This window comes from Hominibacterium faecale (assembly GCF_020734085.1).
GTDB lineage: Bacteria > Bacillota > Clostridia > Peptostreptococcales > Anaerovoracaceae > Hominibacterium > Hominibacterium faecale.
This window is the reverse complement of sequence record NZ_JAJAGH010000003.1, coordinates 412,254-431,494: the sequence shown is the minus strand read 5'-3', so window position 1 is coordinate 431,494 and position 19,241 is coordinate 412,254. Positions and strand designations below refer to the sequence as shown.

Below are 19,241 nucleotides of genomic sequence, written 5' to 3'. Positions count from 1 at the left end.
CCTATTTCTTGTATGCAGAGAGAATATATATTACAATAAAAAAGGCCAACAGCCATAATATGCACGGTCCGTCCTTATCTCATAATTCACTCTAATAATGATAGAAGCGAGGTAAAAATAGATGATAGTTTGGTCACAGATAGCTGAATTCCTTGCACTAATTTTACTATTTTTAATTAGTTTGTATTTTCACGATAGAAGACAGACCCGATCACGCCGCAGAACCTTGTTTTGGATTTGCTTAGTCCTTTCTATTTTTGAAATTGCCCTCAACGCTGTCTGCGTTATTACCATCAGCCAATATGAACATGTACCCCACTGGCTGAACATGCTGCTCAACAGCTTATATTTTCTGTCCAGCGTATGGGTCAGTTCAATTTTGGCTCTTTACATTTTCAATCTTCTGCTGGAGCATGTTTATGAAAAGCATTGCCGCACCAATGCTGTAATCGGCTTACTCCTACTCAATGCGCTGTTTTTTATTCTTGTTATTGTCAATCTTCAGACCGGAATACTCTTCTTGTTTGATTCTGACGGTGGATATCACCGGGGCGTATTCAATAGAGCCGGATATGTTGTCATGTTCATTGAACTATGCATGGTGATCATTTGCTATCTGCGCAATCGCTCCAGTGTCAGTAAAAATGTTCAGCAAGTGATTCATACATTGCCCCCGATTATTTTAGGACTGGCCCTTTTTCAAATATGCTATCCTCAGATTTTACTCAACGGAATCACCATCGCTTTTGCCGATCTGGTGCTCTTCATAAACTTCCAGAATTACCAGGTGGGAACCGATAGTCTCACTCATATCGGCAACCGCAAAAGCTTTTATCAGGAGCTGGCCCTTCGGATCGCCGGCAAACAGCAATTTCAGATCATCACGATTTCATTGAAACACTTTGCTGTGGTCAATCAAAGATTCGGCTATCAGAAAGGAGACGATTTTCTTTATGCCATAGCTTCCTGGCTGGATAAATGCGACCCGTCCAGCCGTGCATTCCGCTTCGGCAACGTGTCCTTTGCCTTGGTATCTCCTTTCCTGTCCCAGGACAAAGCTGCTTGCAACCTGGACAAAATCCAGATGCGCTTTCAGGATGGATGGACGCTGGGCGACCTTCATTTTGACATCATGGCCTGTTTCAGCGAACTGATCCATCAGGATCAGGATTGGCAGGCCGATCAAGTAATCGAATACCTGGAATTCATGAACGTGATGGCAAAGCGGGAAGACACCGAATGTCTGCGTTTCACCACGGACATCGAAAAGAAAATCGAACGAAAAAAAGAATTAACCCAGCTGCTTAAGCACTCAATAAAAGAAGATCGTTTTCAAGTATGGTACCAGCCTGTAATAGACTGCAGGACCAAAAAATTTACCCACGCAGAAGCTTTATTGCGCCTAAGCGACTACAGCGGCACACCCATATCGCCGGGTGAATTCATACCTTTGGCGGAGGAAACCGGTCTCATCGATGAAATGAGTTGGATTGTACTGGAGAAAGTCTGCCGCCTGTTGGGTGAAAATCCGGCCTTGGAAGTGGAATCCATTTCGATCAATCTGTCGATGCAGCAATTCCTGGACCTCCATATATGTCAACGGATCACCGCTTGTCTGCAGCGCTATCAGGTTCCGCCCGATAAGCTGAAAATTGAGATCACTGAGCGGGTCATCGCTTACGATCTGCCCTACATCCGTTCCGTCATGGACCGTATTGCTCAGGTCGGCATTGGCTTTTATCTGGACGATTTTGGTATTGGCTACTCCAACTTTTCCAGCATCATGCACCTGCCTTTTGAATGTGTCAAGCTGGACCGGAGCCTTTTTGATAAACTGCTGGTGAGCAAAAAGGACCGCACCATTGTACAGACTATGATCGAATTGGCTCACAGCGTAGGTTTTCAAGTGGTATCAGAAGGGATTGAAACCCAGCAGCAGGCGGATCTTTTAATGGTTCTGGGTACAGACCGCATTCAGGGTTACCATTACGCCCGCCCTATGGCGGAGAAGGAGTTTCTTGCCTTTCATCACTGATAGCGAAGAGCCTCGATGGGTTTTTTCGATGCAGCTTTGCTGGCAGGATAACTGCCGAAAGCCGCGCCGATTACCATTGAAAAAAGAACGGATGCCAGCACCACCTTGGGGGACAGTTCCAATGTCATAGAATCCATGAAAAAGGAAGCAACCTGCAAAATGATCCAGGACAGGAGAATTCCCAAAAGGCAGCCAATCAAACTGATCATCAGCGCTTCAATCAAAAACTGGAGCATAATGCTTTTCCGTCCGGCTCCGATGGCCTTTCTAATGCCGATCTCCCTTGTTCGCTCCGTCACCGAAACCAGCATGATATTCATAATGCCGATGCCGCCTACTAAAAGAGAAATCGCGGCGATCCCGCCCAGCATCAGGGTCATGGTCTGGTTGACGCTGTTCATAGTCTCCATAATTGTCGACTGATTGCGAATGGTAAACGCATCCTCATCCTGCCCAAAGCGCTTCATCATCATATCCGTTAAAGCCAGCTCCGCCGCATCCATGCTTTCCTCATTGCTGGCAGAAGCCGTAAACTGTTTGACATACAGCACGTCATCTGCGATTTTAGAAAGAGTCGTATATGGGATATAAGCTTCCAAAGTCACAGAAGAACTGTCGCTGTCAGCTCCAAAGGAAGCGTTCAAGCTTTCATCTTCTTCCAGGACTCCGATTATGGTAAAGGCTCTCCCATTTAAGGTCACCGTTTCTCCTTCGGCCTCCGCCCTTCCTACCAGTTCCACTGCTGCATCATAACTGAGCACAACCACATAGGAGCTGTTGTTCACATCCGGCGAAAGAAGAAATCTGCCCGATGCCAGTGTTAGCCCTTGTATATCCTTATATGGACCGGTCGTGCCATAGAGGATCGTACTGTCATCGCTGACATATCCGCATTTTGAGGTAACCGTGGTGCTGGCAATCGGCGCCGCCATGGCGATCTCTTTGTTTTCTGCGATCTCAGACAATTCGGAAAGGCGCAGCGGGTTTTCTTTATCATCGTTGATGGTAACGGTCAAAAGGTTGGTCCCCATACTGGAAATTTGATCGCTGACCGAAGATGTGGCTCCTCCGGCAATGGAGACCAGCACCACCAGCGATACCACCCCGATAAAGATTCCCAGCATGGTCAGAAAGGATCGCATTTTATTGGCCAGGATGGATTCCCAGGCCATTTTCACACATTGCAGGATCATAAGCTATCCTCCTCTACTCGACCGTCGCTGATGGTAATTCGGCGTTTTGCCTGCATTGCCACTGATTGATCGTGGGTAATGAGTACAATGGTATTGCCCTGCTCATGAAGCTGGTGAAACAAATCCATAATCTCGCTTCCTGTCTTGGAATCCAGATTTCCCGTAGGCTCATCGGCCAGAAACAAAATTGGCTTTGTAACCAGCGCTCTAGCGATGGCCACCCTCTGCTGCTGGCCTCCTGATAGCTGAGCCGGCCTGTGTGTTTTTCTGCTGGTCAGATTGACATGCTCCAGCGCCTCAGCGGCATATCTTTTAATGGCTGCCTGCTTGAACCCTTGGTATACCAAGGGGAGCCCTACATTTTCTTCCGCCGTCATTTTGGAAATTAAGTTGAAATCCTGAAATACAAAACCGATTTTCCGGCTTCGGATTCCGGTCAGTTCCTTCTCCGAAAGGCTGCCCACCGAGCGGCCGTCTAACAGGTAACTCCCGCTGTCAGGGATATCCAGGCAGCCCATAATATTCATTAACGTTGATTTTCCACTCCCGGAAGGTCCGATGATGCTGACAAATTCGCCCTTTTGTATGTGCAGATTGGCGTGATCCAGCGCCCGTACTTCCTCCCCGCCAATCAGATAGGTTTTACATACATTTTCAAATAGAATCATCTCTCCACCGCCTTACTGTCCACTGGGCGGCATACCGCCGCCGGACGGCATCTGCTGCCGGCCGCCGCTGCCATCACCAAAACCGCCGCCCTGTCCCGGCATCATGGAGTCCGATGAACCGCTTTGAGAAACAGATCCCGATCGCAGATAATATACCTTCTCTCCTTGGCTGAGACCGCTGGTTATTTCAACGTTCTCATCATTGGAAATGCCAGTTTCCACTTCTTTTTTGCCTGACAGCGTACCATCCTCACCCTTTTGCGTGTAAACAAAGGTTTTTTCGCCTGACTCCTGCAGAGCGCTCAGCGGCACTATAAGGATATCTTCCTTGCTGCTGGTAGTTACTGTCGCCGCACCGTTCATCCCCAGCCGCATGGAATCTTCCGCATCCAATGTTATCTCTACACTGTATTTGGCCGTACCGCCGCTCACCGTCGCCGCACCGGAAACCTTAGTAATTTTACCGGTAAAGGTCTTTCCTTCTATGGCATCAAAGGTTACTTCTGCTTCCTGCCCTTTTTCTACCGAAAGGATATCCAGCTCATCCACATTAATCGGAAGAACCATTGTTTCATCCGAACATAAGGTAAATGCGGCTACGGTCTGGATTTCCTCTGTAGCAGAACTGCTTTCAGATGCGGAACTTGCGCCGGAGGTATTGCCGGAAGCTGACGATGCACTGGCCGCTCCGCTGCTTGAAATTTTGCTTGTCTGACTTGCGGCTTTCCCTGAGGAAGCGTTCTTTTGCTTATTGGGAGCAGCAGAATCCGATTTGGTGGAATCGGCCTGTGTCTTTGCAAAGGTTACGGTAAAGGTCATCGTATTTCCCTCGCCTTCCCCATCCGTGCTGATTCCAGAAATGACAGCACCCAAAGCATCTACGGAAACAGCGGTAGCCTGTGTGAATCGGCAGCCGGACTGGGCCGTAAGCGTAATCCTGGCAGTGTAAGTGGAATCCGCCTGAAAGACCTTATCTTTGAGATTCCAGGAAATGATGCCTGTATATTGGGAAGATGCCTCAATGGATTGCTGTGGCAAACCTCCTTTATCTGGCGCAGCAATGGAAATGCTGACAGAAGGAATTGAGGTTACTGTGTCAGCCTGCGCAGCAGCGTCGATCTCGTCCTTACTGGCGCTCACGCTGTCATTCCAGGTTTGTGCTGATGCACTTTCATCACCCCGGCTTTTCTTCTCATCTCCAGTGTCAGACATGAGTTTGACAGAAGTCCCTGTTTGATTTGAAGCAACTCCGGCAGCGGTGCTGCTGCCCGTCGTATTTTCCGCAGAAGCATTGGAATTCTCCGTTTGACTGCCGGACTCCGATGCGGATGAAATTTTGACCGCTTCTATCGTCCCGCTTTCCGATGCTGTTATGGAATTGGATGCTGTCATGGCCGCCAGATCTGCCAGGACATCGGTCAGCTTCTGCCGCTGAGCCAGCAGCTGCTGATATTCGGTAGATGCCGGAAGATCTTTGAGCGTATATAAGCATTTGCCGGCGCTGACATACTGATTTTGGGAAACATGAAGCGTTTTCACCGTGCCGCCGGAAGCAACCACAGCCAGTTGGCTGTGAATGTATAGTTTTCCGCTGCCGATAGAGCTGTTTCCTTTTTTCACAGTCACCGTTTCACCAAATTTGGGCCCATTATCCGTCAGCGTAATGACAGCGGTTCCATCGGTAACACTTTCCACGCTTCCAGTCTTTTTCGTCTTCTGATCTGAAAGAATCACGGTAACAGAATCCCCTTCGGAAAGCCCCCCGGCATCGCTGATGGATACTGCCATTTTACCGTCCAGCGATAAGAGCATCAGCGCTCCACGGTCGTTCATGCTCTCCAGCACCGAATCGCCTTTTTTAGCGTAAATTTTTTTAATCCGGCCGCTGACTCCCGCAGTTATTTGGGAAGATACGGTTTCGCCTTTTTTCTCATTGATCTGGGTATCTAGCTCACCAATTTTCTCCTGGGTATTGGATAGGGCCGATAAAACCGATGCCCGATCCACCGTTGCCAGGGTATCCCCCTTTTTCACTTTGTCGCCGCTTTCCACGAGGACATCTTGGATGGTAATTCCCGAAGGAATCTCGATCTGGGTGCTGCTCCCCAATTCTAAATTGCCTGTACCCGCAATCGTATTGGAAATCGTACCCTTAGCTGCCTCTGCCTCCTGCACGATCTGAGCGTTAACCTCTTTGCCCGCGAAAACGACAGCCCCAGTGCAGATGATTCCTGCGATCAAAAGCACTCCCAGCCCAATGATTATTTTCTTTTTTTTCGGCAGCTTGCCAAAGGAGGCCAGGAACTTTTTCCCTCGCACGTTTGCCCTTCTTAACATCCTTTTACCTGTGTCTCCCTGCTTTTTCTTTTTTTCTGTCAGCTCCATATTTCCTCCTGTCATTCTACCAACCCTTCCGTACAATCCCAGATTTTCTCGCAAAAACCGCCTGCCGGACGTCTGGTTTTTCATCTTCCCCTCTTTTATACCCAATCAGCGTGAATGTTCCATGGCTGATGCGTGTCAATCCCATGTAATCCCATATTGTTTTAGTGTTGAATATGTGTTGATTTTTAGTTGCATTTACAACTAATTTGTGATATTCTATGGATTAGTTGTAAATGCAACTAATTTGTTTATAGAAAGGTATCCATTATGAAAGAGAAAAAAACACATTACGGTTTGATCATGGCCGTTTACTTGCTTGGCATCTTCATGGGCGCTTTGGACACAGGCATCGTGACACCTGCAAGAACGGTTATTCAGAATAATCTGAGCGTCGGTGATAATCTCGGCGTTTGGATGATCACCATTTATACATTGGCATACGCCGCCAGCATTCCGGTCATGGGCAAGCTGGCTGACCGGGCAGGCAGAAAATATGTCTACCTGGCCAGCATTTTCCTATTCGGTGCCGGATCGTTCCTCTGCGGACTATCTCAGGATGTGGGCAGCTTCACCATGCTCCTCATATCCCGTGCCATCCAGGCCATTGGCGGCGGCGGCATCGTTCCGGTAGCTACTGCTGAATTCGGCACCACATTCCCCAAAGAAAAACGCGGAATGGCTTTGGGCATGGTAGGCGGTGTCTACGGAATCGCCAACATATTCGGAGCAAGCGCCGGCAGCGCCATTTTGGATTTATTCGGCAGCGACAACTGGCAGTTTATCTTTTATGTGAATGTACCGATCACTATATTCATTCTAATTGCCGGGTTTGTTTCCCTCCCTAACACAAAGGAAAAAGCTGTAACAAAGATTGACGGTTTAGGAACCGTGCTCCTGGTTATCATGATTCTAAGTTTGATGTACGGGTTGAAAAATATTAATTTCTTTGAATTCATCAGTACCGCAGCAAGCCGGAACGTATGGCCCTTTGTAGCAGCTTTCGCAGTCCTCCTTCCCCTCTTTATATTGGCGGAGAAGCGGGCAGAAGATCCGGTAATGAACCTTTCCTATTTTAAAAATAAGGATATTCTCGTCACTTTGATCCTCTCTGTTATGACCGGCGTTATTCTCATGGGCCTGATCTTCGTGCCCCAGCTCTGTGAAAATGCTATGAAGGTTGAATCGGGCAGCGGCGGCTATTTTGTCATTATCCTGGGAATCTTTGCCGGGGTCGGTGCTCCTGTATCCGGCAAAATGATTGATCGCTGGGGTGCCAAGCCTATCCTGGCCATCGGCTTTCTGTCGTCTCTGGCCGGTTCACTCTTTCTGATTTTCGTCATGACCCGCTATCCCGGCTGGGCCACGGTAATCATCAGTCTGATTCTGATCGGTCTTGGTATCGGTTTTACCATGGGAACGCCCCTCAACTATATGATGCTGGATCATACTGAAGCCGCAGAATCCAATTCCGCCCTCGCGACTCTATCACTGGTACGTTCCTTGGGAACCGTCGTTGCGCCGGCCATTATGGTAGGCTTTCTATCCCATGCAGGCATGGGCGTTCAGGGCGATATCATGGATCTGCTTCCAAAAGAAATTACAGTCCCTCAGCTTCCTTATGCAACAGAACTTCAGAAAGAAATGAAGAAACAGAATATAGAAGGAATGCCGGACCTGACTGCTATGACCAGTATTAAGATCGACATGAATCAGGAAAGCGATTTCAAAATCCCGGAAAATATGCTGGAACTAATGCAAAACTCCGATGTAACGACTATAGTCTCCAATACAAAGACCTTTGCCAAAACCATGTTTGATCAAATGACTCCTGAAATCAAAGATAAGATTAATACAGGCATCGATAAAGGCACCGACGGCGTTGAAAGCGGCATAAAGAATATGAACAAAAATATTGCATCCATGGAAAAAGCTATCACCGGTATGGATCAGGGTATTGCAGGAATGACTACTGCCGTTCAGAAACAAAAAAGCCAGCTGACAAAAATGAAAAGCAGCCGTTCCCAGATGAAAAAAGGATTATCGGGAATCAAAGACGGAATCGGTTTTCAAAGAATGATGAAGGGCCAACTGAGCGGAGTTCGCACCGTACTGTCAAAAATGCCTCAGATGGAAGGCATGACCTTGGATCAGATGCTCCCGGACGCAATGAAACAGCAGCTTGCTCCGCCTGCAGTCGCCCAGCTGAAAAAGATGACCAGCCTCAGTCAACTGGACAAAGCCATATCTGCCTGTACAACCAACATATCGACGATGAAGAAAAAATCTTCCGACCTAAGTACTGGAATTAAAAAAATTGCTTCCGGCATCGATGGTATAAAAAGCGGAATCAACCAGACAACTGCCAAGTTACAGGAAACAAAAACAAGCAGGAACAAACTGAAGCAAGGTCTTGCCGGGATCCGACAAGGAAAAAAGGAAGCTCAGGAAACGCTAAAAAAGATGGATACTATGAAAGCAGCCGTTCCCGGCGCCTTTGATACTGCTCTGAAAAATTATTTGAAGCAAATTGACGCATCTTCTGCTAAAATAGAAAGTACCTTCCAAGAAGTACTCAATCAAGGTTTCCGGCAGATTTACGCGACTGTAGCAGTCGCCTCTGCCATAGGACTTTTGCTGCTTTTACTTTATCGAGACAGGAGAAGACGAGATGAACGGTAAGCTTTATTCAGAAATCGGCCGTTTGATGATGGCCTATGGAAAACAGTTTCGAACTTTTATGAAAAAAGCCCTCGCTCCCGCAGAGCTGAATATGGCCGAAGCGATGGTGCTGATGCTGCTGTACGAAAAGGATGGTCAGAGCCAGGATCAACTCCTTGAAGGAGTTCATTATGACAAAAGTGTCATGACGCGTACCATGCAGTCTCTGGAGAAACATGAGTTTTTGATGCGCCGCAAAAACCCTGACGACGGCCGGTCATGGATCTTTGTACTGACCAAGAAAGGCCGCCAAGTCAAACCTCAGGTTCTTGCAGCGCTCAACGAGTGGTGTGCAATCGCTTTCAACGGCTTCAGTCTGGAAGACAGTGAAGCGCTGCTAAACATTATGATCCGGCTCCAGAGCAATATTGAACATCTTTAACGGAAATTATTTTTGATCCTCATCAAAAAGGGTCTGAGCTCGAAATTTGCTCGTGCTCAGACTCTTTTTTCTTCAGTTAACCTCCATATCATTTCTTTGGATGGTCAAAGTTTTCTTCTAATCGGTATTTGGAAGGATCGCTTCCCGCAAGTTCGATCACATTTCTCCTTGAAATCGGTTTATAAATTCGATTTTCGCCTACGCTCATATAGGACGGTCGAATGATCTTGTCCACATTAATCAGTTCCTCAATGCGGTGGGCACTCCAGCCTACGACTCTGGCAATGGCAAAGATGGGTGTGTACAGTTCCAGCGGAATATCCAGCATGCGATAAACAAGGCCGCTGTAAAAATCCACATTGGCGCTGACCCCTTTGTAAATCTTTCGTTTATCTGCGATCACCTGGGGCGCCAGCTCTTCTACAGCCGAATACAGCGCAAATTCCTCTTGATACCCTTTAGCCTCTGCCAGATCCTTTACAAAGCCTTTAAATATCTCTGCCCGTGGATCGGATACGCTGTAAATAGCATGTCCCATACCGTAGATCAATCCCCGCTCATCGAACGCCTTTTTATCAACCACATCTTCCAAATATCTTTTAATCTTTTCTTTATCAGACGTATCCTTTACGGTCTCTTTTAAATCTTGCATCATTTCCACAACTTTGATGTTTGCTCCACCGTGTTTGGGTCCTTTCAGCGAGCATAACGCCGCCGCAATGACCGCATAGGTGTCTGAGCCCGCGGATGTCACAACTCTAGTGGTAAAGGTGGAATTATTGCCGCCGCCATGCTCCATGTGAAGCATCAATGCGATATCCAACACATGCGCTTCCAGCTCAGTATATTTCATGTCAGGGCGCAGCAGCCGCAAGATGTTCTCCGCGGTTGAAAGGGCTGGATCCGGGCGGTGAATATACATACTGTCATCCTGCTCATAATGATTGTAAGCATGGTATCCATAAACAGCCAGCATCGGAAAGACACCAATCAGCATTAGACACTGCTGGAGAACATTTTCGATGGAAAGATCCGAGGCGTTGGGATCATAAGACGAGAGTGTGAGCACGCTCTTTGTCATAATGTTCATGATGTCTTTTCCCGGCGCTTTCATGATCACATCACGTACAAAATTGGTAGGCAGCCGCCTCATAGTTCCTACAGCCTCCTGAAATTCAACCAATTCATCTTCCGTAGGCAGTTCTCCAAAGATCAGCAGATACGCCATTTCTTCGAATCCATAGCGTTCCTCATGAATTGGTCCCTTGACCAGATCTACGATATCGTATCCCCGATAAAACAGTTTGCCCTTGCAAGGTACTTTATGACCCATATATTCTTTATACGACTCTATGCGCGATATGGAAGTGAGCCCGGTTAGCACTCCAATCCCGTTTTTATCCCGCAGGCCTCTATTAACATGGTGGTCATGGAACAGGTCGCCGCTGATAAAATCATTCTCTTTACACAGCTTGGAACGTTCTTTCATATACTCATCGATTTTCTTCATACAAAGCCTACCTCCTTTTTATATGGACATTATACCATTTATGTAACTTTTGTCAATTGTTGATTGTAATCATTATTTGACATATGTCACGGGATAGTATATACTGAAAACAGTAATTAGGACTGAAAGGATTGGATACTGCCATGAATCATGCTGAAAAAGTGGAGAAAGAACAGATTATTATGTCTCTTCTGGGACTTCTTCTTAATTACAATCAGTGCTTCAATAATTTCCTCGATATTCGGCAATATCATCTCACAAAGACGCAGCTAATGGTCATAGTTGCTCTCAGCCGCTATCCGGGTATCACTATGAGTGAATTATCGGAAAAAATCAGCACATCCAGAGAACAGGCTTCCAGAGCCGTATCCCCTCTGGTCCGCAGACAGTTGATCAGCAGGGATACCAACGAGCTCAACCGGCGTCAGATCAACATGGCTCTGACCGATGACGGACGCAGGTATCTGGCTCATATTAAAGAAACTTATCTGGACCTGCTGCTATCCTCCTTTAATAAACTCAGTGACGACGAACTGCGCACCTTTCTATCTTCATTAAAAAACATCTCGGAAACGTTAAATAAACTAATTGAAACATAAAGGCCCGGCATTGGATCAAAAAGTCCAAGGTCCGGGACTTTTTTTCATTAGGAAAGATTATTACCACCCGTTCATCTGCTTTGCAAAAGGATGGGACCATCCGAGTCATACTGCTACCCCTTTATGATCTTCACATAAAATGATCTGTGTCTTGGTCCATCGAAATCACAGAAATATAAATCCTGCCAGATTCCGAAAACAATAGCACCTTCATGGATGATCAGCACTTGTGAAGGTCCGCATACGGTTGTTTTGATATGCGCATGGGAGTTTCCCTCTGCATGGCGATATTGCTGGTCCTGGGCGGGAAAAGTTTTTTCAAGACTATAAAGCATATCGGACACCACATCCGGATCTGCATTTTCATTAATGGTAAAGCCTGCGGTGGTATGGGGAGAAAAGACTACGGCAATTCCCTCTTTTATACCGCTTTTTTGAATATCTTCCTGTACCATTCCAGTGACCTTTATCATTTGCTGGGATTTCCCGGTATCGATTTTATGTTGATAGAGATACATAAGGTTAGCCTCCCTTCTTATTAGATGTATTATACCAGAAATCCATTGTATTCTACAATAAGAAAAGATCGGCAGCAACATGGCAGTACAAACGAAAAATCCCCTCACGACCATAAGAATAATCATGAGAGGATTTATTTGTTCCTATGCTGAAAATGATTCTTTACACGATTCGACTATCGCTCCATCTTGACAATGGATAAAGTCAGCTGTGCCTCCGAATTGGTAACCGGCGAATTAAACGTGAGTGAAAAATTCGAACGACTGGTTATACCAACAATCACGGTCGTCGAACCGGCGGCCGTCACGTTATTGTCCCCCGTCTTAGCATAAATGCCAAATTCGATATGCGGCGCGCCATCGTAGAAGGGGGTGATCTGAGCATAACCCGGTGTTGCAAGGAGCATACTTACCTGAAACGTGATATGATAGTACCCAGGATTAAGCGTAATTGCCGTTTGTGAAGCTTCTGTAATATTTCCTGTTGTATCAGTTATCACCGGATAAAGCGGGATTTGCGCAGCATCTACATAGCGCTCGCCATAATTGGCATATGAGGCAAATGCCTGTGTGGTAATACCGGTTGGGCCGGTTGGGCCGGCAGCTCCTGTCGGTCCGGTCGGTCCAGTGGCTCCTGTCACTCCGGCTGGCCCGGCAGCTCCTGTCGGTCCGATCGAACCAGTGGCTCCCGTCACTCCGGCTGGCCCGGCAGCTCCTGTCGGTCCGGTCGGTCCAGTGGCTCCCGTCACTCCGGCTGGCCCGGCAGCTCCTGTCGGTCCGGTCGAACCAGTGGCTCCTGTCACTCCGGCTGGCCCGGCAGCTCCTGTCGGTCCGATCGAACCAGTGGCTCCTGTCACTCCGGCTGGCCCAGCAGCTCCTGTCGGTCCGATCGAACCAGTGGCTCCTGTCGGTCCGGTCGGTCCAGTGGCTCCTGCAATCCCTCTTTCTCCTGCAACTCCCATTGGGCCTTGGGCCCCCATTGGTCCCTGCGGGCCCGTTGGACCGGTAGCCCCCCGTTCTCCCGCAGGACCTGTCGGACCAATTGGGCCCGTTGGACCTGTGATGCCCGATGGCCTTGGGCAGCAAGGCTGACAGCTCTGGCAGGAATTCATTCCCTTACCACAATCGCGACTGTCAATAATATGCTTATCCATAAAATAATCTCTCCTTTTTTGTGAATACTTTATTCTATGAATAAGCGCGCAAATGGTGTATGCTAGTCAATTTGAAATGCTATGCGCATTGCAAGGTATATGATGTATAAGAGGTCCTTATCTTGAAGAAAAGAAAAAAGCCCTGCTTCAAATCCAATTTGAGAGGGCTTAACCTTTAAAAAAACAGCTTTGGGATGGATGCTTGATCCGGCTCACATCTTAGAGCTTTATAGATACAGATTTTCCTTCTTTTTTCCAGTTTCTGAACTCAGCCGTAGCAGTGAAGAGCGCATCGGAAGAAGAATTAAGGGCAGTCTCACAGGAGTCCTGAATAACGCCTATAATAAATCCAACCCCCACAACCTGCATAGCGATATCATTAGAAATACCGAACAGACTGCATGCCAGAGGGATCAGCAAAAGCGAACCGCCCGCAACACCCGATGTTCCGCAGGCGGCTACCGAAGCCACCAGGCTTAAAAGCAAAGCAGTCGCAAAATCCACTTGAACGTCCAAAGTGTTGGCCGCGGCCAGTGTCAGTACGTTAATCGTGATGGCGGCGCCTGCCATATTGATCGTCGCGCCCAAAGGAATAGAAACCGAATACTTTTCCTCATCCAGGCCCAGTTCTTCACACAGAGACATGTTCACCGGAATGTTGGCGGCAGAACTTCTTGTGAAGAAAGCCATGATCCCACTGTCCTTAATACATTTCACAACCAGCGGATATGGATTCTGCCGGATATTTAAGAACACAATGATGGGATTGACAATGAAGGCGACAAAGAACATACATCCCACTAAAACCAGTATAATATGACCATAGGAAGCGAACGCCTTGATTCCAGTAGTGGAAATAGTCGTGAAAACCAGTCCCAAAATACCAAAAGGCGCACAGTTTATCACCCAGCGAATAGCCGTCGATAACGCATCCGAAATGTTCTCAAGAACGTTTTTCGTTTGATCGGAGGCTGCACGGAGGGCCAGTCCGAAAATAACCGCCCAAACCAGTACGCCGATATAGTTTGCATCCACGATGGCGCCGATGGGATTGCTCACCGCATTCAGCAGCAGGTTTTTCAGGATTTCAGCAATGCCTCCGGGCGCGGCTGCCTCAGCGCCGGCCGGCAAAACCACCGTTGACGGGAACAAAAAACTTGCGACCACTGCAGTAAACGACGCCAGCAGCGTACCGATCAGATAGAGCACGATGATCCTGCCCATATTGCTGCTGTTTCCCTTCTGATGCCTGCACAGTGCATGCATAACGAGGAAAAACACCAAAAGCGGCGCCAGCGCTTTCAAGGCACCAACGAACAACTCTCCCAAGATACCGATTACGACCACTTTGGGGACAATCAAACCTAAAATAATTCCTACAATTAATCCTGCAATAATCCGCTTTACCAGACTAATGCTGTTCCATGTTCTAATAATACTCATGATAACCCTTCTCTTTACTATATAAACTAAAATTGCCGACACAGCCATTTTGTTTAAGGCCGCCATATATTAGTTTAACGGATCATCGAAAAATGTCAAATAAAATATGTCTTTATAGATGAAATCTTCTAACTAATTCCAGCCTTATTTCTTTTCCCTGGAAAATAATAATCCCTGCCAAAGAAATAATACTGCAGGAAATACAAATAATTGAAGGTATTTTTACTTGAAGCATTCCCACTACATAGAAAATAATCGGGATAAAGCCAAAAATGATATCGATGAACAAACAAATCAAATATTCGCCCGCCGGAATTTTCATCAGCTTGGCAAGAACGGTCATGGAAATGATCGCCACTGCAAAAGTACACGGTATGGCAAATGTAACGGACCATCCGTGCCAATGGGTCACCAAGTCCCAGATCACGCTGAATACAGAAATAAAAATGGCCTGGTAGGTAATATTTTTAGGAAGGCTGTTTCTTTGATGCACAGCAAAATACATACTCACCCACAAGCCGGCAATACCAATCACAACAAACAGTGCCCAATGGCCGGTCCAGGGAAGGATCAAATTGACCGCGCAGGCTGCGACAGCGGCTACCACCGTAGAAAAGATCAACACTTTAAAAAACTCCCGATACTGTCTGTACATGGTGCGAACTTTCGGATACAGCATGCTTTCCTCGGCCTGACCGCTTAACGTCCTCTGACACAGCGGACAGCACTTAACATCGCCGCGGACCGTCACCTTGCATTTATCGCAATATTTCATATGTCATCCTCCTCCCCGGTTAAATTAGACATGATTTCTACTGGCACTCCTTGGGCCGTCAGCATACGGAAAAAACTCCGTTCAATATCCGTACTGATATGAGGATTTGTGCAGCTGATACTGAGCTTGTCTCCGAAAGAACAGATACACGCCTGAAATTTATTGGTGGAAGCACACACATCAAAGGAACGAATGTATGGTTCCATTTCCGGCGGAAGTTCCATTTTACCCACATTGGATATCGTCGCAGTCACACTTTTCATATTTTTCCTGTAGACGCCTTTTAAGACTAAATTCTTTAAAAACAAAGGCGCGATCTTTGCAAAACGATTATTGGCCGGCGTACCATAAGAATCTACCTGCCGGGAAAGATACTCTTCCGTCAGCTTTTCTTGAAAGTCCCGCTCCACTTTTTTCAGCACATGTGAAAATTCACCTCCCCCTTGGCTCCAATCATAGGAGACGGTAATGGTTCCAAAAAAGTTTCTTGCGGAAACAGAAGGAAAATAATTGCGCAGGTTGACTGGAACCGAGAGAACGATCGGTCTCTTTTTTTCTTTTCGGGAAACATGTTCGCCAATGGCACAGATCAGGCATGCGGTCAAAAAAATTGTGATCGTAGCCTGGTGCTCTTTTGCCAGCGATTTCACCGCCTTGGCAGATGTCTGCCCGGTAATATTTCGCAGGATCGATTCGCCGTACCTCCCGCCCTGTATTCTGCAAGCCGGCACTTGCTTCTCCCGTTTTTGTTTTTCTCCTGAATAATAACGGTTGTAGCTGTCATCACGGCTCTGGCTGTAAGATGCATCCCGATCGGACACGGGTTCATTCAAATGATGCACGCTGCACAAGTACTTAACCACTAAAACCTTCAGGAACTCCATAGCGCTGGTTCCATCAGAAAGCACATGATAGATTTCCAAATTAATTCGATTTTTAAAGTGGGTCACTTCAAAAAGAAGCTTTTGCGTATTGGTACATCCCATATCCTTGCACAGCTTATGAACCTCCGGCTCCGCAATGGGACGGATCTGGCTCTCCTCAAGATAATACCAAAAGAAACCGCGTTTGAGCACAACCTGGTATGTGGGAAACAGTTCCAAAGTTTGCTCCAGTGCCATCTGAAGGCACCCTTCTTTCACAGGTTCCCGCAGCTCGCATGAAAAACGAAAGACCTGGGTTTCTGTTTTATGGACACCTGCCGGAAAGATTTTGGCGGCATTGTCCAATGAGGTCCAATTATTTTTCATTCTTTCTCCTCTAACAAAAAATCTTCGATCATCTGATAGGTTTTCTTGACATGAACAAACCGCTGCGGCAATGTGAAAAAGCCGTGAAGCGCATCCTTCATTCTGTGAATGACGACTTGATTACCCTGTTCTCTTAGCTTCTTTCCATATGCTTCGCCCTCATCCCTCAAGGGATCGTATTCAGCCGTTATGATCATCGTCTGCGGCTGCCTGGTCAAATCTTCAGCCAATAGAGGCGCAAAATACGGGTTGTTCAAATCATGTTTATCTGGTAAGTATAAATCTATATAATCACGTATCCGCTTTGAGGTCAAGAGGTATTCTTTGCCGAAGCGGCGGACAGACAAAAATTCCGAATCATCGCTGTGGTCATTGCCAGTGGCCGGATAAAGGAGGATTTGCCGCTTTACCGCAAAATCACCTCTGTTTCTGGCCAGCAGACTGACACAAGCGGCCAAATTGCCGCCGGCGCTGTCGCCCATTAAAATTATGTCTTTTTTCTCCAGCTCAAATGCGCCGCTGTTTTTAAAAATCGTCCGCGCTGCCTGATAACAGTCGTTGAGCCCGCACGGAAACGGATGCTCCGGTGCCAGCCGGTAATCCACGGACAAAACCCGCCTTCCGGTGGCATTGGCCAGGGAAGCGCACGGTTTGGTATATGAGTCGATGTTGCCGGTGACCCATCCTCCCCCATGAAAGAAGAGAAAGGCTTCATCCGACGTGCGTTCTTTGGGGGTGAATATACGCACAGGGATTTCTGCCCCCCGCAGTCGAATCTTATAATCGTTCATCTTGTAAATGCCTTTAACCGGGGTAACCACCACGTTGTTGACCGCCCGATAAAGCTTGTAATTCTTTTTTAAGTCCGGCTCGGAATAGGTTAGCGCCTTCAGCGCCGCCTTCATCCACTTATTGATTGCCAAATTTTCTCCTCCTAACAAAAAAGCCGCTTCCTAAAAAGAAAGCAGCTCTCTGATTTGAAAAACTATGCCGCGCAAACGTTAGCAGCTCTAAACTTGTTGCGCTGCGGGTCCTGTTCGATATCGAACGTAACCTGCTGTCCTTCTTTCAGTGTCTTGAATCCTTCTCCCACGATTGCGGAAAAATGTACGAATAAATCTTCGCCGCCTTCGTTGTTTGTGATAAATCCAAATCCTTTGTCTTCGTTAAACCATTTTACTGTACCTGTATGCATAGTGGTACCTCCTATTTTTATTATATCGCATAGATCTCATATAATAAAATATAGTTCCTAGGCATTTCAACAGAAAAACCTCGAAACTATACGTTAATCACTGTTATCCATTTAATACTTCTTTAGTATAGCATCCGGCAGACAGTGTGTCAATATTTTTTTGCGTTTACAAATAAAATTCTACTCTTGAGCTTTAAAATTGTACACCGGCCTGATTCTTTGTTTCACTTGGGCTGTGGGCCCAATATTTCGTATAATTTCTTCCATTCCCTTGTAAGCCATCGGACTTTCATCCAATGTATCCCCATTGACGCAGGTGGTATAGATGCCTTTCATTTGCGCTTCAAACTCTTCCATCGAGAGCCCTTGGCGGGCATCTTTTCTGCTCATGAGCCGTCCTGCGCCGTGGGGCGCTGAAAAGTTCCATTCTTCATTTCCTTTTCCAATGCAGATCAGGCTTCCATCCCGCATGTTGAGGGGAATGAGAAAGGTCTCTTCCGCCTTGGCAGATACGGCCCCTTTGCGCAAAATCCGGCTCTCTAGGTCGATATAATTATGAATCGTAGTAAAAGATTCCACTGGTGTCAGCCCCATACCCTCCAAAATTTCGCTGGCCATGGCCCGGCGGTTCAGGTCTGCGAACCTTTGCAGAATCCCCATGTCGTTCATGTAGTCGTCAAAGAGATAATCGGTCACATAACAAAGTGTATAGGGAACTTGGGTCTGGGTCTGCTGCCGCAGCTTCTTTATTTCCCAGGAAATCTCTTCCTGTCTGCCCGCTTCTTTTAGTTTTGTGATTAAGGCATCCACATCGCGCTTCGTATTGCCGGAAAGCTGCTTTACAGCTTCCTTTTGGTAATATTGGGCCGTTTCTTTGCCGATATGGCGGCTGCCGGAATGGATCACCAGATAGAGGCTGCCCTCTTGGTCCTTATCCACTTCAATAAAATGATTGCCTCCGCCCAGCGTTCCGATACTTTTTACTGCCCGGTAAAGGCTCACCTTATCTTTGCATCTCAATTGATCCAGATCGACCTTGTCATTGAAGGGATGCGGAGTCTGGCGTATCCCACGCCCGAACGGTATTTTTTCACGGATCAGCCGGTCCAATTTTTCAAAATCCAGCTCCCGCTGGGCCAGTTTAATCGTTTCCATGCCGCAGCCGATGTCCACGCCCACCAGATTGGGAACGATTTTATCGCTGATGGTCATGGTGGTACCAATAGTACAGCCTGCGCCCGCATGAACATCCGGCATAATGCGTATCCTGCTTTCCGAGACAAACGGTTGATCGCAGAGCGTCCGAATCTGCGACGACGCATTTTCCTCCAGTTCATCTGTGTATACGCAGGCGCTATTGTATAATCCTTTTATTTCTATCATGTCGCCCTCCTCTCACAAAACAGTATACCTGCC

The 19,241-nt window shown here is 47.1% G+C and carries 16 protein-coding genes; 4 read left to right on the top strand and 12 right to left on the bottom strand.

The annotated features are described in order from the left end of the window. Positions 1-121: 121 nt before the first annotated feature. Positions 122-2,035 carry a GGDEF domain-containing phosphodiesterase gene (locus LG211_RS04775; protein ID WP_148394867.1) on the top strand — a complete coding sequence of 638 codons (1,914 nt, stop codon included), beginning with the start codon at positions 122-124 and terminating at the stop codon, positions 2,033-2,035. On the opposite strand, the gene LG211_RS04770 is transcribed toward LG211_RS04775, so the two are convergent. The 3 genes from LG211_RS04770 to LG211_RS04760 are packed head-to-tail and all read right to left on the bottom strand — an operon-like array spanning position 2,029 to position 6,365. Continuing rightward, positions 2,029-3,228 (bottom strand): ABC transporter permease, encoded by a 1,200-nt coding sequence (locus tag LG211_RS04770; protein WP_148394865.1) that lies wholly within the window; start codon positions 3,226-3,228, stop codon positions 2,029-2,031. The two genes, LG211_RS04775 and LG211_RS04770, sit on opposite strands and share 7 nt — an antisense overlap. Continuing rightward, positions 3,225-3,896 (bottom strand): ABC transporter ATP-binding protein, encoded by a 672-nt coding sequence (locus LG211_RS04765; protein ID WP_148394863.1) that lies wholly within the window; start codon positions 3,894-3,896, stop codon positions 3,225-3,227. The genes LG211_RS04770 and LG211_RS04765 overlap by 4 nt, the downstream gene beginning before the upstream one ends. A 12-nt stretch (positions 3,897-3,908) precedes the next feature. Continuing rightward, positions 3,909-6,365, bottom strand: a complete 2,457-nt coding sequence (locus LG211_RS04760) for a permuted SH3 domain-containing protein (protein ID WP_269477069.1) — start codon at positions 6,363-6,365, stop codon at positions 3,909-3,911. Between the two features lie 183 nt (positions 6,366-6,548). On the opposite strand from LG211_RS04760, the gene LG211_RS04755 reads away from it, so the two are divergent. Further along, a complete protein-coding gene (locus tag LG211_RS04755; protein ID WP_269477068.1) occupies positions 6,549-8,960 on the top strand; it encodes an MDR family MFS transporter in 2,412 nt (803 codons plus the stop codon). After that, positions 8,950-9,381: a MarR family winged helix-turn-helix transcriptional regulator gene (locus tag LG211_RS04750; protein WP_148394858.1), complete on the top strand. Its 432-nt coding sequence runs from the start codon at positions 8,950-8,952 to the stop codon at positions 9,379-9,381. Before LG211_RS04755 ends, LG211_RS04750 begins: the two co-directional genes overlap by 11 nt. An 88-nt stretch (positions 9,382-9,469) precedes the next feature. Here LG211_RS04750 and LG211_RS04745 read toward each other — a convergent pair whose 3' ends face one another. Beyond that, complete coding sequence (locus LG211_RS04745; RefSeq protein ID WP_148394856.1) at positions 9,470-10,891, bottom strand: citrate/2-methylcitrate synthase; 1,422 nt, start codon at positions 10,889-10,891, stop codon at positions 9,470-9,472. Positions 10,892-11,034: 143 nt separating this feature from the next. Here LG211_RS04745 and LG211_RS04740 point away from each other — a divergent pair, with 143 nt between their 5' ends. Next, positions 11,035-11,490 carry a MarR family winged helix-turn-helix transcriptional regulator gene (locus tag LG211_RS04740; RefSeq protein ID WP_148394854.1) on the top strand — a complete coding sequence of 152 codons (456 nt, stop codon included), beginning with the start codon at positions 11,035-11,037 and terminating at the stop codon, positions 11,488-11,490. 113 nt (positions 11,491-11,603) lie between these two features. Here LG211_RS04740 and LG211_RS04735 read toward each other — a convergent pair whose 3' ends face one another. The 8 genes from LG211_RS04735 to LG211_RS04700 all read right to left on the bottom strand — a co-directional run bounded on the left by LG211_RS04735 (position 11,604) and on the right by LG211_RS04700 (position 19,208). Further along, on the bottom strand, positions 11,604-12,008 hold the full coding sequence (locus LG211_RS04735) for a secondary thiamine-phosphate synthase enzyme YjbQ (protein ID WP_148394852.1): 405 nt from the start codon (positions 12,006-12,008) through the stop codon (positions 11,604-11,606). A 176-nt stretch (positions 12,009-12,184) separates the two neighbouring features. Continuing rightward, on the bottom strand, positions 12,185-13,162 hold the full coding sequence (locus LG211_RS04730) for a collagen-like domain-containing protein (RefSeq protein ID WP_269477067.1): 978 nt from the start codon (positions 13,160-13,162) through the stop codon (positions 12,185-12,187). Between the two features lie 219 nt (positions 13,163-13,381). Continuing rightward, entirely contained in the window at positions 13,382-14,608 is a 1,227-nt protein-coding gene (gene sstT / locus LG211_RS04725; protein WP_227755089.1) for a serine/threonine transporter SstT, read from the bottom strand. A 109-nt stretch (positions 14,609-14,717) separates the two neighbouring features. Continuing rightward, positions 14,718-15,380, bottom strand: a complete 663-nt coding sequence (locus tag LG211_RS04720) for a DUF6320 domain-containing protein (RefSeq protein WP_227755079.1) — start codon at positions 15,378-15,380, stop codon at positions 14,718-14,720. After that, complete coding sequence (locus LG211_RS04715) at positions 15,377-16,630, bottom strand: condensation domain-containing protein (protein WP_148394843.1); 1,254 nt, start codon at positions 16,628-16,630, stop codon at positions 15,377-15,379. The genes LG211_RS04720 and LG211_RS04715 overlap by 4 nt, the downstream gene beginning before the upstream one ends. Then, entirely contained in the window at positions 16,627-17,553 is a 927-nt protein-coding gene (locus LG211_RS04710; protein WP_253019594.1) for an alpha/beta hydrolase, read from the bottom strand. Before LG211_RS04710 ends, LG211_RS04715 begins: the two co-directional genes overlap by 4 nt. Positions 17,554-17,615: 62 nt before the next feature. After that, a complete protein-coding gene (locus LG211_RS04705; RefSeq protein WP_148394841.1) occupies positions 17,616-17,825 on the bottom strand; it encodes a cold-shock protein in 210 nt (69 codons plus the stop codon). 180 nt (positions 17,826-18,005) lie between these two features. Next, on the bottom strand, positions 18,006-19,208 hold the full coding sequence (locus tag LG211_RS04700) for an RtcB family protein (protein ID WP_269477066.1): 1,203 nt from the start codon (positions 19,206-19,208) through the stop codon (positions 18,006-18,008). Between the last annotated feature and the right edge of the window lie 33 nt (positions 19,209-19,241).